This window comes from Natronococcus pandeyae (genome assembly GCF_008122205.1).
In the GTDB taxonomy this organism is placed as follows: Archaea; Halobacteriota; Halobacteria; order Halobacteriales; family Natrialbaceae; genus Natronococcus; species Natronococcus pandeyae.
Map to the genome: position 1 here is coordinate 83,767 of NZ_PHNJ01000007.1, position 12,422 is coordinate 96,188.

Genomic DNA, 12,422 nt, shown 5'->3' on the forward strand with positions numbered 1-12,422 from the left:
GTCGGTTCGATTACGGTTGATCCTCGAAGAACGCCGATAGCAGACACCAGTTGCCTCTCCGGAGATGCTGGTGGAGCGTCGACGAGGAGATCTCCATCGAGTCGGCGAGTTCCTCCGCGGTGATCTTTCGCGGCCAGTCGTAGTAGCCGGCAAAGTACGCCGACTCGAGCGCGGCACGTTGTTTCTCCGTGAGTCGATCCGCGACGAAGGCACGGAACTCGCCGGCGGACGTCACGGAGTGTTCTCGCTCACGCTTCGCGACGAACTCGAGCGGGTCGAACTCGCGCTCGAACGCCGTCACGATCTCGCGAATGTCCGCCGCTTGTGGCGCCTCGACGATAACCGTCCCCTCGCCGCCGTCGGCCGTTGCAGACTGAACCGTCGTTCCCAGTTCGAGTGCGAACTGGACCATCGAACGCGACGTGACCGTCTGGAGAACGAATTCTCCGTCCTGTTTCGAGACCACGCGGGCACGTTCGATGTAGGGTGCGTCCTCTGCTAGCTCGAGGACGGTCGCGGGATCGGCACCGGAGATCACGTCGTAGGTGATGATCCGCCCGTTCTCGATCGGGACCGCGTGCTGGAACTCGCAGCGACAGTCGAGTTCCGCCGTCACCTGGACGTAGAACACGCTGTGATCGCGCAGGGTGAACTCGAGTTCGACGATCGAGTCGGCGAGGAGTAGCTCCCGGCTTTTGATCGCGTTCTGTGCGAATCCAATAATCTTCCCGAGCGATCCGAAGCCGGTGATGGCGTCCTCACAGAAGACCTCGTCGCGAACGCTGTTGAGGACGAGGATGCCGATCAACCGATCGCCGTACAGCAGCGGAACCACCGCGATCGCCTCCATATCCTCGCCGGGCTCGCGCTCTTCCTCGCTCTCGCTCGTCCCGTTGATCCCGGGGATCTGGTACTGGCGGATGACCTGTACGTCGTGCGTTTCGATCACTCGTTCGACGGCCCCACCGGCGACTCCCGAGAACGACGTGTTCGTGATCGTGTCGAGATAGCTGTCTTCGACGCCGACGCCGACGGCCGTTCCGATCCGATCTCCACTCCCTTCGATGTGGCCGATCCAGGCGCTTCGGTAGAGCTCCGAACCCACCAGGTGTTCGCAGATCGTTCGATCGAGTTCCTCGCGAGTCGTCGCCGCGACCAGACTGGTGCTGATCTCGGTATTGACGGCGTTGATCCGGTTCAGTGTCTCTAACTGATCGTGCTGCTGGCGCAGCTCCCGTTCCTGCGTCCGAAGTAAGCGGGTTCGATCCGCCCGTGCGAGCGCTGCGCCGATCCCCATCGCCAGCATCTCCGTGAGGTGGATATCGCTGTCGTCGAACTCCTCGTCGTCGCTGACGAGTAGACTGAGCACACCGTACGATCCGATCGGGACGTGGACGCTAGAGTGCTCGAACATCGAGACAGGTTCGGGCAAATCGCTCTCCGGGACCACGTTGATCAGCGGCTCTTCGTTTCTGAACGCGCGGCCGGCGAGCGTCGCTTCCAGGTCGTAGGCGGTCTGTGTCTCGAGGAGCTTTCGAGCCCCATCGGTCAGGGCGACGGGTTCGAGTTGATTCACTTTCTCGTCGAAGCGGCGAACGCACGCGATTTCGAATCCGAGCACGTCCTCGACCGCTTCGGCGCCGGTCTGGGCGATTTCGTCGTGCGTCTCCTCGCTCATCAACTCGCGGGCGATCTCGTTGAGTTCCTCGAGCTGGTGTTCTCGCGCCTTCCGTGCGGTGATATCGCGGACGACGCAGACGACCCCGTCGTCGTGAGCAGTGAGCGAGTGCTCCTGTGGGAACCGCGAGCCGTCCGCTCGCTCGCCGACAGCTTCGCCGCGCCAGTAGCCCCGGTCCAGCACGGTCGGCAGGACCTCCCGTTCCAGGCGCCTGGCTTCGTCGTCCGGGAACAATACCTGCCAGGATTCTCCGACGAGGTCTTCTGGATCGTCGTAGCCGTGAAGTTTGGCGAGCGCGCCGTTCACGTAACGAAGTTCGCCGGTTTCGTCGGAGATCCCCATTCCGTCCATCGCCGACTCGATGACCGCAGAGTGACGGCTGACCTCTCGCTCGCGCTCGAGACGGTCGGAGATGTCGCGGACCACGCCGACGGTTCCCACGAATTCGTCGTTCGCCAGTAAGAGACGCATTCGAAGCTCATACGGGATCAGATCGCCGTTCGCCGTTCGGACGTCGAGATCGAGCGTGGTCGACTCCTCGCCCGTCCGTAACAGGTCGCGGATTCGCCGTTCGATTCGGTCGATCGTGTCGTCATCGAGCAGGAGCGAAACGTGTGCGCCGAGTAGCTGCTCGCGTTCGTACCCGGTCGCCTCGACGATCAGGTCGTTGACCGCGACGAACGTTCCATCTTTGTCGAGTTGATAGATTCCGTCGTCGACCGTGTTCGCGATCGCTTCGTACCGCCGTTTCTCTTCGATCCCCGAGCGATCTCGAAGTATGGCGACGAAAAACCGCTGGTGGTCGTACTCGATTTCGTTCACGTCGAGTGTAACCGGCACCTCGTGGCCGTCGCGGTGGACGAGCGTGAGTTTACGCCCGTCGCGAGTGTGACTCTCCGTAGGGGGGGCCGCCTGCTCGACGAGGAGTCCGAGGGGATCCGGTGGCGCTTCCGGAAAGAGGCGATCGATCGGCCGCTCGAGTAGCTCCTCGGACTCGTATCCCAGCAGTTTGGAGACAGACGGATTGACGAACACGATCGTCCCGCCGGTGTCGAGACAGACGAGTCCGTCAGAGACCGGCGCCACTACGTCTCCGGAGTATGGATCTGCCGAGCGAGGAGGCAGGGGAAGGTTGTTCGGTTCTGGGTCGGTAGCGTCTGACATAGATCCTTTTATCGTGAAGTTACGGTATCATCGGTTGCTTCGCCACCTCGTGGATGGTGTGTGGAATACCTTCGCGGCCGATTCATATCACCTCATCGCACGAGAATCCTTCACACCGTGAACCTCGTTCACAGAGTGAACCGTCCCATGTGTTGCTCGGATTGCACAGTCCTCACCTCTGCAGCCGCTATCCGCGGTGATTCTGATATCACGCCGTGAACGCATCCGGATCGACCGGATCCGACCGGGCGCGGTACTGCTCGAAGGTGGATTCAGCCCAGTCGTACACGGTCTCGTTCTCGCTGAGAACGAGCGCGCGAGCGATGTCTTCGTCGTCGGTCAGTGGAAGGCCGACGGTACCGTCAGTGAGGAACACAGTAACGGGCAGTTCGTCCTCGTAGACGTAGATGTCGACGGTCGGTGCGTCGAGCAACTCGGCGAACAGCGGAGCCATCGTCGCGTTGCTCCCCACCGTTTCGATCAACGCTGCAGTCAGCACGGCCTCGAAGCGTTGCTCGTACTCCTCGACCGCGGTTTTGGTCGCTTCGACGATCGGTGGGGCAGTCTGAGTGGAGACGACTCGAGCCCGCTGAGCCGAGCGAAAGCAGTCGGCACCGCGCTGGACGTGCGCCCACATGTTCGTCGGCGTCGGGGTGACGATGTCGGCGTCGCGCAGACAACGAACGTCGAACGACACCTGCTCGGCCGGGAACCAGGGCAGTACTTCCCGGAGGCGGTGCTCGCTCGTCATCGTCTCCCGCAACTCAGCGAACGCTTCGGAGACCCACGCGCCCAGCGGCGTTGCTCGACACGTCTGGCCGGTGCGCTCGATCCACCGCCGATCCTCGAAATCGTCGAGGATGCGTGCGAGCGTTACCCGGGAGACATCGACACGTTCTCTGAGTTCGTCCCTGTGGTGAGCCCCCGTCGTGAGCGCTTCGAGCACCGCTACCCGGTTGGCCGAGTTTGCGAGAAACGCAATGTCGTCGAGCGGATCGGCCATGGTATCTGGTACCATCTAGCACATAAAGAATGGCTATGGAAGTCGACAGCGAATTTGAAGGTATCGGTGAAAAATGGGCAATTCCACTCGTCTTGACCGGTAGCGACGATCGGTCTCCAGCATTCGATCGGAGGGGCGAGCACACTCGAGCGGTGCCTGACCACAGTATACCCGTTCCACTACTTCCAGAAAGATCGCGGCTCGAAGAACGCGTTTTGCAGGAATCGGACCAGATAACGACGTAACTCAGGGTATCGATCGCGTCGACGCGATTACAGACGGTGAGGCGAGCAGAGAAGGCCAGTACACGCCACCCGAGCGAGAGCTAGTCGGGCAATCAGCGACGAAACAGAAAAACGGGAATATTCTACGACTGGGACTCCGCGTCGGCGTCGGCGGCAGCGGCTTCGTGTCTGATGTCGTCGAGTTCCTGTTCGACTTTCTCCTGTCCTTTCTTGAATTCGCCGGCCGATTCGCCGACGGACCGGGCGAGTTTCGGGATTTTCTGCGCGCCGAACAGCAGGATGGCAATCCCGACGATGATCAGCAGTTCGGGCCCGCCGGGGATGGGAACGAACAGCGGTGCGATTGATATCACGTCTTCACTACCACCGGAGACACTTGTAGGCTTTTTCCCTCGAACAGCCGGCACTGGGTTCTATCTGTCAGTTAAGTGGAAGCCGAAGAACTCCACGGAACGGCGTTCGTTCGCTGTCGAGGCGACAACGAATCCGATCGTCGCCGACGGAACCGATGTTCCCAGGGAGATGTGAGCCATCGAGTCGCGAAGCGTCGGAACGAGATAGAACAGCGAGCGGACACTCTCCGCGAGGAAGACGAGAACCTGCCACATCATCGTCCCCTTCCGATTCGAGACGCCGGAACGCAGAACGATCTGGATAGCTAGACTGCATCACTAAGACCGATCAGTAGCAACACAGTACACAGGCTATGTACGAATCCTCGTCTCTGGCCCGTCGTCGGCCAGCTATCGATGGACGACGGAAACGACGGGGAAGCGTAAACGACAGATCGTCATGACCGGCGACAAGACAGCGGACGACGTCGGATCGCTCCCGCTCGAGCGGTATCACGATCCCGTGCTGAACTACGCCGTTACGGACGACCGCCCAGTACTCAGGGCGACGAACGATTCGTTCGAGGCGACGTTCGGTGTGTTTCCCGCTGAAACACCCCTCTCGACCGTCTTCGACGAAGTCGACGTCTTCGTCCCCGACTCGACGCGTGCGTTTCCTGCATGTCTCCTGGACGACGAGGGCTGCACTGTTCGTGTCGAGAGAACGACGGACGAGACCGAGGCCCGTGAGCGATACTTCGTGCGAGCGGTACCGCCCGCGGACGGCGGTGCCGGATACATGCTCTTCGTCGAAACGCCGTCGCTCGAGACGTCCGACGAGCGTACGCCACTCGAGATCGATCACGTCGCCAGCGTCATCAGCCACGATCTCCGGAACCCGCTGGACGTCGCGAAAGCTCGACTCCGCGCCGGCCGGGAAACGGGGAACGACGAGCACTTCGAACACGTCGCCTGGGCACACGACCGGATCGAGCGCATCATCGAAGACGTGTTGACGGTGGCCCGCAGCGAGGACGTGATCACCCCGTCCGACACAGTCGATCTCGAGGCGGCCGCCGAAGCGGCCTGGGAAACCGTCGAGACGGAGGACGCGAGGGTGCGAATCGACGGATCGTTACCCACGATCGTCGCCGATCGAGATCGAGTCGGTCGGCTCTTCGAGAACTTGTTTCGGAACTGCGTGGAACACGGTTCCACGAGCAGTCCATCGAAGACCGACGACGCCACCGAGAACCACGGTGAAGGACCGACAGTCACCGTCGGGACCCTCGAGTCGGGCGGCTTCTACGTGGCGGACGACGGGCCGGGGATTCCCGAACCCCGTCGGAAGAAGATCTTCGAACCGGGATACACGGGGAGCGACGGCGGGACTGGTCTCGGCCTGTCGATCGTCGATCGGATCACCGAGGCACACGGGTGGTCCGTCACCGTCACCGACTCCGCCGACGGCGGCGCGCGGTTCGAGATCACCGGCGTCGAATCGCGCGACCACGACTGAGGAGAACCTATGAACGAACGATTCGAGCGCGCACCGATCGGGATACTCGACGTCCGAACGGACGGAACAGTAACGGCGATCAACGACGCGGCGGCCGCGCTCCTCGAGGTCGATCCCGACGCCGTTCGGGGTCGCGCCGTCGGCGACGTCTTCCCTCACTCGGTCGACGATACCGTTCCGCGAGCGTTTGCGGAGTCGATCGCCGACGAGTTCTCGGTCGAAGAGTACTATCCGACGCTGGATCGCTGGCTCGAGATTTCGGCCGTCCCAGCCGGTGAGACCACGACGCTCTACCTTCAGGATCGGACCGACTACCGGCGGACAGAACGGACGGTCGATCGGCTCCGGGGCGACCTCGATCGCCTCGTCGTCATCAACGAGCTCATCTCGGACGTCCTGGACGAACTCGTCGAGGCGTCGACGCGCGAGGAAATCGCGGAGACGATCTGCGAACGGCTGGGCGAGACCGACCTCTACCAGTTCGCCTGGGTCGGCGAACGAGAACTCGGCGGCGATCGGATCGTCGTTCGGGCCGCATCGGGAACGACCGGCCGAACCCTCGAGCGGCTGACGGACCAGCTCGACGAATCGGCGGCCCTCCCGGAGGAACAGGCCGTCGAGACGGCGACCCCCGTACTGGTCGAGTCGCTCGGCGAGGAGCCGTCCGTCCCCGAGCCCGTCAGGCGCGCGGCGTTCGCGGACGGTCTCCAGTCGTTGCTGGCGATTCCGCTGACGTACGGCTCGAGCGTGTACGGCGTCGTCGGCGTGTACGCGGCCGACCGGGACGCGTTCTCCGAGCGCGACCGCGCGAGTTTCGGCACGCTCGGGGAGATGGCCGGCTTCGCGGTGAACGCGACGCGCCACCGGAACCTCCTGCTGTCCGATACGGTCGTCGAACTCACGCTCGAGATCACCGATCCCGGAACGCCGCTGGTGGCTGTGGCGACCGAACTCGAGACTCCCCTCTCGGTCGACGGGCTAGTGTCGCAAGACGACGGACAGCTCCTCTGTTACCTCTCCGTCGATTCCGCAGCCGAACGGTGCGCGGAGTCGCTTGCAGCGATGGACGGGGCCGGTCACGCTCGAGTGGTCGACGGCGGCGAAAACGCCGGCTCCGTCGAGGTGTTGCTCGACGCGGAGACGCCGCTCGGGAGCGTGTCAGCACGCGGCGTGACGGTCCGGTCGGCCGAGTACGAGCCCGGATCCGGACGGGTCGTGATCGAACTCCCGCCGGAGGAGGACGTTCGTCGCGTCGCCGACGTCGTGACCCGCGCGTTCGACGCAGCGGTAGTCGCCAAGCGCGAACGGGAGCGCTCGATCACGACCGCACGCGAGTTCCGCGAGGAGCTTCACGACCGGCTGACCGACCACCAGGAAAACGCGCTCCGGGCCGCCTTCCTCGCGAATTACTTCGAGTCGCCGCGAGAGAGCACCGCCGAGGAGGTCGCCAGCGCGCTCGGAATCACGGGACCGACGCTGCTCTATCACCTCCGGGCCGGCCAGCGGAAGCTCCTCGAGTCCTTCTTCGACCCGGAACCGGAGGAGCACGCCGAAGTCGGGAGAGAGCAGTGACGCGGACGGCGGCCGACGACGCTCACCGGCCTTCGCGTCCGACGGCGTCGAACGTCTCGAACAGGTCGCGAGGATCGTCGAGCAGCCGTCGGGCCCGCCGTCGAAGCTGATTTCCACGGCGCTTCAGATCGGCGTACTCGTCGTGTGCTTCCAGTTCGGAGGCGGGAAGTTCGGCCTCGAGAACGCTGCGTTTCGCTTCGACGGCGAAGTACTCGCCGAGCGTCTCGTAGCCGAGGATCGAACACTGGTGTTCGACGGCCGTCCTGACGTCTTCGCGCTCGACCGGCTTGCAGAGGTAGTCGTCGAACGGCATGTCGAGGACGTCGAAGCCGGGGTCGATGGCCGTGATCATGATCACTCGACCGTAATAGTCGCGCTCGTCCAGTTCGGCGAGGACCTCGTCGCCGGACAACCCAGGCATATGGCGGTCGAGCAAGACGACGTCGATCTCCTCGGCCTCGAGGAGTTCGAGCGCGCTGGAGCCGTCGTAAACCGTCTGGACGTCACACAGCCCGCGCAGTCGAAGCGCGTAGGCGTCTGCGACTTCTTTCTCATCGTCGACGATGAGTACGGTCGGCAGCGCCTCGCTCTCCGTAGCCTCGGGCATATGAGTGCGACACCTACGGGTGAGTATAGCAGCGAAACGTAAAATGACTACCAATTTCGCTCGCGTCTGGATTACTAGATCATCCCGACGCGAGGATCCGAATAGCTAGCGTCCCATCACAGGTGATCGCCGCTCGTTGTAGTAAACATGGCGAGTGAACTTGTCCAGCGGAACCGCGGCCACCACGTCGGTTCCGCCGGTCGCACTGATGGCGTGAACCGGGCTCGGTCAGACGATCCAGACGTCTCTCCGTCGGAGCTGTTCGACCTGCTCGGCGACGAACACACCCGAAACGTCCTCCACGCGGTCTCCGAACGACCGCGGAGCGGGCGGGAAGTGGCGGAGGCGGCGTCGGTTTCGAGACCGACCGCGTACCGGCGCCTCAACCGACTCGAAGAGATCGGGTTCGTGACGAGTCAGACCATTCTCGACCCGAACGGGAACCACCACAAACAGTTCACCGCGGTGCTCGAGGGTGCGACCCTGGAACTCGACGACGAACTCAGAGTTACCATCGACCTGAACTCCGCCGAACGGAGCTAGCTGGCGGAGGCGTCTGGCACTCTCTCACCGCAAGATCGAGCGAGCACGATCAACTGATCGAAGGGGACGAACGCTCTGAATTGCCGAACCGCCTCGATCCGAGCCGTTTGCCGAGGACGCGTATTCGAGAGTCGAGTCAACGTCCTCGAGATCGATTAGAATAGCATAGAGCGTTTTACGGCGCGAGACACAAAATTCGACTGTGGCGTGGGATATATGCCAACACATATCAAACTCTACGGCGAAAAAGGTGAACGGTTCGAACAAATCCAGGCGGAATTGGAGCGGGAGTTGGGATACGAACCGACCAATCCAGAGGTTATCGGTTTCTTGATGTACGCATACGGGAACGCCCTGGAAACAGTCGACACTCTAACCGGCGAGAAGTCAGAGCAAGAGGCGCCGGTTCGGGAGCGATGAACGACGAAATACCGTTTCCGTTGCTGCAAATCCGATCGGAGGCGTCTCGGAGAGTTGCACGACAGAGATGATCGTTACATACTGTTACCGGATCGGTGGATATCCGAAACTCGACGCAGTACCGATCCAGCGAGAGGAGAGGTGTGCTACGCAAAGAGCATGTTTTCGTCTCATCATGGACGTCACGCCATCCGTTCGACGATGTCCCGGAATTCGTCCAGTGGAAACGCTCGAAGCGTCTCAGTCGTGACGTTGCCGCTGCCGGCGAGCGTGAGGGCTGCTCGTGTCGCCGTTTCGTCGTCCGGAAGATCGGCGATAACGAGGCCATCGTACCGCCCCATCGTGACGAAAAAGTCCCTCCAGGTTCCGCCCATCGACTCGATCATCGCTTTCGCCTCCTCGGTCCGAGCAGGACTGTCGTGAACGTTTTCGATCCCTTGCTGGGTGAATCTGGTCAAAAATACGTACGTCGGCATTCTATCTGGGTTAGCGTTTGCGTGCGCCGAGCGAGATGCTCTTCACGCCGTACTTCTGGCAGGCGCTCTGGGCCTGGTCCGAAGTGAACTCGTACTCCGTGTTATCCCGTACCTCGGTGATCTCGAAGCCGGGTGTCTCGATCAGTTCCGTGTAGTCGTCGATCTGTTCGGCGCCGCCGATACACGCCGCCCAGAGATCCGCATCGTTTTTGATGCCCTCGGACAGTCGCCGCTCACTGATAATGTCCGAGAGCGCCAATCGCCCGTCAGATCTGAGTACGCGGCTTATCTCCGCAAAGACTCGATCTTTCTCCGCCGAGAGGTTGATTACGCCGTTGGATACCACAACGTCGAACGACTCGTCTTCGAACGGCAGGTCTTCGACGTATCCCTGTTCGAAGGCAACGTTCTCGAACCCGGCCGCGTCGCGTAATTCTCGCGCCTTCTCCAGTTGCTCGTCGGTCATGTCCAGACCGGTTACGCGTCCGGAATCGCCGACGTGGAGCGCCGCGACGAAGACGTCCATCCCGGACCCGCATCCGAGATCGAGCACGGCGTCCCCTTCCTGAAGGGTGGCGAGATCGAAGTGGTAGCCCACGCCTGCAAAGGAATCGATCGCTTCCGTCGGCACTCGATCGAGATCGGCTGCCGAATAGCCCAGTCGTTCCGCGAGCGGCCGTCCCATCTCGAAGTGATACTCCTCGTCCGGAGTCTGGGCAACGTCCCGATACACCGCTTTTACTTCGCGTTCGAGTTTTTCCACATCGAGCATTTCTGTCATTCTTCGCTCACCTCGTCAGACGATTTGTAGGTGTTCCTCCCGGAGTTCTTCGTCCGAGAACTCCTTTCCGTGAACCTCTTTCATGTGTCTCTGGGCCAGTTCGAGCGCCTCGTCTTCGTCTTCCGATTGGATGATGAACCGGCAATCTGCCTCTGCCGCTTCACAATCGAGTTTGTGTGCGTCTGCCATGCGTGTACACCCCCTTAGTCGTCCTCCGCGGTCATCTGCGCTTGCAAGTGCGTAGCGATCTCCTCGACTTCTTCTTTGAAGACGTCAATGTCGTAGTCTTGAGCCTGAAGGATCGCGCTGTACCGGGGCGTGTAACTCGCCAGGAAGAACAGCTCCGAGAGTTCCTCCTCGGTCGCACCGTGGAGCTCTGCGGCACCTTTGTGGAAGTGCCTGCAGTACTCACAGCCGATCGCCGCCGCCATCGCGAGGCCGACGAACTCGCGAGTTTTCGGGTCGATCTCCGTTTCCCCGAAGAGGAATCGCTTCATGTTCGGCCACTCGTTGACTAGCTCCTGTTCTGGAACCGCGTCTAGGTATCCCGGAACGAGTCCGAGCGTTTCCTCGATGTCTGTTATTGTTTCGTCGTACGGTTGTTGTTGGATAGCCATGGTTTTCCCTCCCGTTCGATCGGAACCCGAACGGTTACGGTCGCCCGGTAGTGAATATTGTTACCAAGCACCACTCTAGTTGGCAGTACGGGAATGGAAAAAGTTAGCTACTGGCGTTCTGGCGGGCACTGACTGCTGTGCAGAGAGTGAAAACTGGTCACCCGCTGTGCGCGGAGAAATCGGTACTACCCGTCCACGGGGCCGGGTCACCGCGACCCAACGGTTGCTGAACACGCGTTTCGGTATTCGAGGCAATCTCTCTCGGACCGTCATCTCGAACAAACGGATAGCGGACGATCACGTTCGCCCCGGAATTATCTCGCTACTCATGCACTCGTTACAGTGTGACATCCTCCCCGCCGTGAACGGCGGGGCTTCCCCTACGAGGGGAATCCAATCTGGCAGGTTTCAGTCCGTGTAGGACGCGAGCGTCATCTGCGAGGATTTCTCGCTCGTCTCACGGTGGACTGTGGCCGAACGGACTCGACGTGCTCGGCGATCTGGGCGTCAGAGAGCGCGTCTGTCGGCTCGGAAATACGAGTGCCGACTACCGGCTTCGTACCGCCTCCGGAAGAGTCGATACGACGATCGAATTCCCGAACGTCGGACCTGAACCCGGATTCGTCGTCGTACACCGGGCCGACCTCCACGAGGCGCTCCTCGAGACGGTGCCCGAGCAACGCGTTCAGTTCGGGACGACGGTCGAAGCGATCCGCGAACGCGCCGACACTGTCGACGTCGAGTTGTCGACCGGCGAAACGCGCGACTACGATCTCGTCGTCGGCGCCGACGGCGTCGGGTCGGCCGTGCGACGGCTGTGTTTCGACAGCGAGTTTCTCGACCCCGTCGACACGGGAGTGTGGTCGTTCTGGACCGAGGCGACGGCCCCGTTCCCGGAAGAAATTACGAGTCTATCCGGACCGGCGACCGAGGCGATCCTCGTGGAAATCGACGGCCGCGGGCTGGTGAACGTCGCGACGAAACTCGAGTCCGAGGACGAACCCGCCCCGACCGCGGACCGGCTTCGAACCGTCCTCGAGGAACTCGGGTGGGTGCTCCCGGCAACGCTCGACCGCAGGACCGGACCCCTGTTCGCCGACCACGTGCGGGAGGTGACGATGGACCGCTGGATCCGCGATCGGATCGCCCTGATCGGCGACGCCGCCCACGCGGTACACCCGATCTCAGGAATGGGCGCCGCGCTTGCGTTCGAAGACGCCCGGACGCTCGCGGACCGTGTCGATCGGTCCTCGACAGTTCCGGGGGCACTCGAGGGGTACTTTCGGGACCGAGAGGCGGACGTTCGCTCCGTCCAGCGCGACACGGCCGTGATGGAGCCGTTCCTCCTCGCGGACTCTCGAGCGCTTCGCCTGCTCAGGGACGGGGTGCTCTCCGCCACGCCCCTGGTCGAGTGGGCGCTCCGACGGCGAATTCGGGCCCTCACACCCAACGAAGCGTGAGCCGC

13 protein-coding genes are annotated in these 12,422 nt (G+C 62.1%); 4 read left to right on the top strand and 9 right to left on the bottom strand.

The genetic code is table 11. The features are described 5' to 3' along the window. Positions 1-10: 10 nt before the first annotated feature. The 4 genes from CV102_RS14150 to CV102_RS14165 all read right to left on the bottom strand — a co-directional run bounded on the left by CV102_RS14150 (position 11) and on the right by CV102_RS14165 (position 4,701). Positions 11-2,764: a PAS domain S-box protein gene (locus tag CV102_RS14150; RefSeq protein WP_187432978.1), complete on the bottom strand. Its 2,754-nt coding sequence runs from the start codon at positions 2,762-2,764 to the stop codon at positions 11-13. A 286-nt stretch (positions 2,765-3,050) separates the two neighbouring features. After that, positions 3,051-3,845: a helix-turn-helix transcriptional regulator gene (locus CV102_RS14155; RefSeq protein WP_148858658.1), complete on the bottom strand. Its 795-nt coding sequence runs from the start codon at positions 3,843-3,845 to the stop codon at positions 3,051-3,053. Between the two features lie 367 nt (positions 3,846-4,212). Next, a complete protein-coding gene (locus CV102_RS14160; RefSeq protein WP_148858659.1) occupies positions 4,213-4,443 on the bottom strand; it encodes a Sec-independent protein translocase subunit TatA/TatB in 231 nt (76 codons plus the stop codon). A 60-nt stretch (positions 4,444-4,503) separates the two neighbouring features. After that, positions 4,504-4,701, bottom strand: coding sequence for a hypothetical protein (locus CV102_RS14165; protein WP_148858660.1), 198 nt, complete (start codon positions 4,699-4,701; stop codon positions 4,504-4,506). 181 nt (positions 4,702-4,882) lie between these two features. On the opposite strand from CV102_RS14165, the gene CV102_RS14170 reads away from it, so the two are divergent. Together CV102_RS14170 and CV102_RS14175 are read left to right on the top strand one after the other, a co-directional pair. Continuing rightward, positions 4,883-5,941: a sensor histidine kinase gene (locus CV102_RS14170; RefSeq protein ID WP_148858661.1), complete on the top strand. Its 1,059-nt coding sequence runs from the start codon at positions 4,883-4,885 to the stop codon at positions 5,939-5,941. A 9-nt stretch (positions 5,942-5,950) separates the two neighbouring features. Then, complete coding sequence (locus tag CV102_RS14175) at positions 5,951-7,513, top strand: bacterio-opsin activator domain-containing protein (RefSeq protein WP_148858662.1); 1,563 nt, start codon at positions 5,951-5,953, stop codon at positions 7,511-7,513. Positions 7,514-7,535: 22 nt separating this feature from the next. On the opposite strand, the gene CV102_RS14180 is transcribed toward CV102_RS14175, so the two are convergent. Then, positions 7,536-8,120 (bottom strand): response regulator transcription factor, encoded by a 585-nt coding sequence (locus CV102_RS14180; RefSeq protein ID WP_148858663.1) that lies wholly within the window; start codon positions 8,118-8,120, stop codon positions 7,536-7,538. A gap of 147 nt (positions 8,121-8,267) precedes the next feature. On the opposite strand from CV102_RS14180, the gene CV102_RS14185 reads away from it, so the two are divergent. Beyond that, on the top strand, positions 8,268-8,663 hold the full coding sequence (locus CV102_RS14185; RefSeq protein ID WP_148858664.1) for a winged helix-turn-helix domain-containing protein: 396 nt from the start codon (positions 8,268-8,270) through the stop codon (positions 8,661-8,663). A 602-nt stretch (positions 8,664-9,265) separates the two neighbouring features. Here the strand turns inward: CV102_RS14185 and CV102_RS14195 are convergent. The 4 genes from CV102_RS14195 to CV102_RS14210 are packed head-to-tail and all read right to left on the bottom strand — an operon-like array spanning position 9,266 to position 10,957. Next, positions 9,266-9,559 (bottom strand): GYD domain-containing protein, encoded by a 294-nt coding sequence (locus CV102_RS14195; protein WP_148858666.1) that lies wholly within the window; start codon positions 9,557-9,559, stop codon positions 9,266-9,268. 10 nt (positions 9,560-9,569) lie between these two features. After that, the gene (locus tag CV102_RS14200; protein WP_148858667.1) at positions 9,570-10,340 is read right to left on the bottom strand and encodes a methyltransferase domain-containing protein; all 771 of its coding nucleotides are present in this window, start codon (positions 10,338-10,340) and stop codon (positions 9,570-9,572) included. Between the two features lie 15 nt (positions 10,341-10,355). Beyond that, entirely contained in the window at positions 10,356-10,529 is a 174-nt protein-coding gene (locus CV102_RS14205; RefSeq protein WP_148858668.1) for a DUF1059 domain-containing protein, read from the bottom strand. A 14-nt stretch (positions 10,530-10,543) separates the two neighbouring features. After that, on the bottom strand, positions 10,544-10,957 hold the full coding sequence (locus CV102_RS14210) for a carboxymuconolactone decarboxylase family protein (protein WP_148858669.1): 414 nt from the start codon (positions 10,955-10,957) through the stop codon (positions 10,544-10,546). 467 nt (positions 10,958-11,424) lie between these two features. Here CV102_RS14210 and CV102_RS14215 point away from each other — a divergent pair, with 467 nt between their 5' ends. Next, positions 11,425-12,417, top strand: a complete 993-nt coding sequence (locus CV102_RS14215; protein WP_267903126.1) for an FAD-dependent oxidoreductase — start codon at positions 11,425-11,427, stop codon at positions 12,415-12,417. Positions 12,418-12,422: the final 5 nt, after the last annotated feature.

What these genes read in the sequence shown, in the direction of transcription:
- CV102_RS14155 (WP_148858658.1), bottom strand. Translation starts at nt 3,845, where the DNA reads ATGGCCGATCCGCTCGACGACATTGCGTTTCTCGCAAACTCGGCCAAC.
- CV102_RS14165 (WP_148858660.1), bottom strand. Translation starts at nt 4,701, where the DNA reads ATGATGTGGCAGGTTCTCGTCTTCCTCGCGGAGAGTGTCCGCTCGCTG.
- CV102_RS14170 (WP_148858661.1), top strand. Translation starts at nt 4,883, where the DNA reads ATGACCGGCGACAAGACAGCGGACGACGTCGGATCGCTCCCGCTCGAG.
- CV102_RS14175 (WP_148858662.1), top strand. Translation starts at nt 5,951, where the DNA reads ATGAACGAACGATTCGAGCGCGCACCGATCGGGATACTCGACGTCCGA.
- CV102_RS14180 (WP_148858663.1), bottom strand. Translation starts at nt 8,120, where the DNA reads ATGCCCGAGGCTACGGAGAGCGAGGCGCTGCCGACCGTACTCATCGTC.
- CV102_RS14185 (WP_148858664.1), top strand. Translation starts at nt 8,268, where the DNA reads ATGGCGAGTGAACTTGTCCAGCGGAACCGCGGCCACCACGTCGGTTCC.
- CV102_RS14195 (WP_148858666.1), bottom strand. Translation starts at nt 9,559, where the DNA reads ATGCCGACGTACGTATTTTTGACCAGATTCACCCAGCAAGGGATCGAA.
- CV102_RS14200 (WP_148858667.1), bottom strand. Translation starts at nt 10,340, where the DNA reads ATGACAGAAATGCTCGATGTGGAAAAACTCGAACGCGAAGTAAAAGCG.
- CV102_RS14205 (WP_148858668.1), bottom strand. Translation starts at nt 10,529, where the DNA reads ATGGCAGACGCACACAAACTCGATTGTGAAGCGGCAGAGGCAGATTGC.
- CV102_RS14210 (WP_148858669.1), bottom strand. Translation starts at nt 10,957, where the DNA reads ATGGCTATCCAACAACAACCGTACGACGAAACAATAACAGACATCGAG.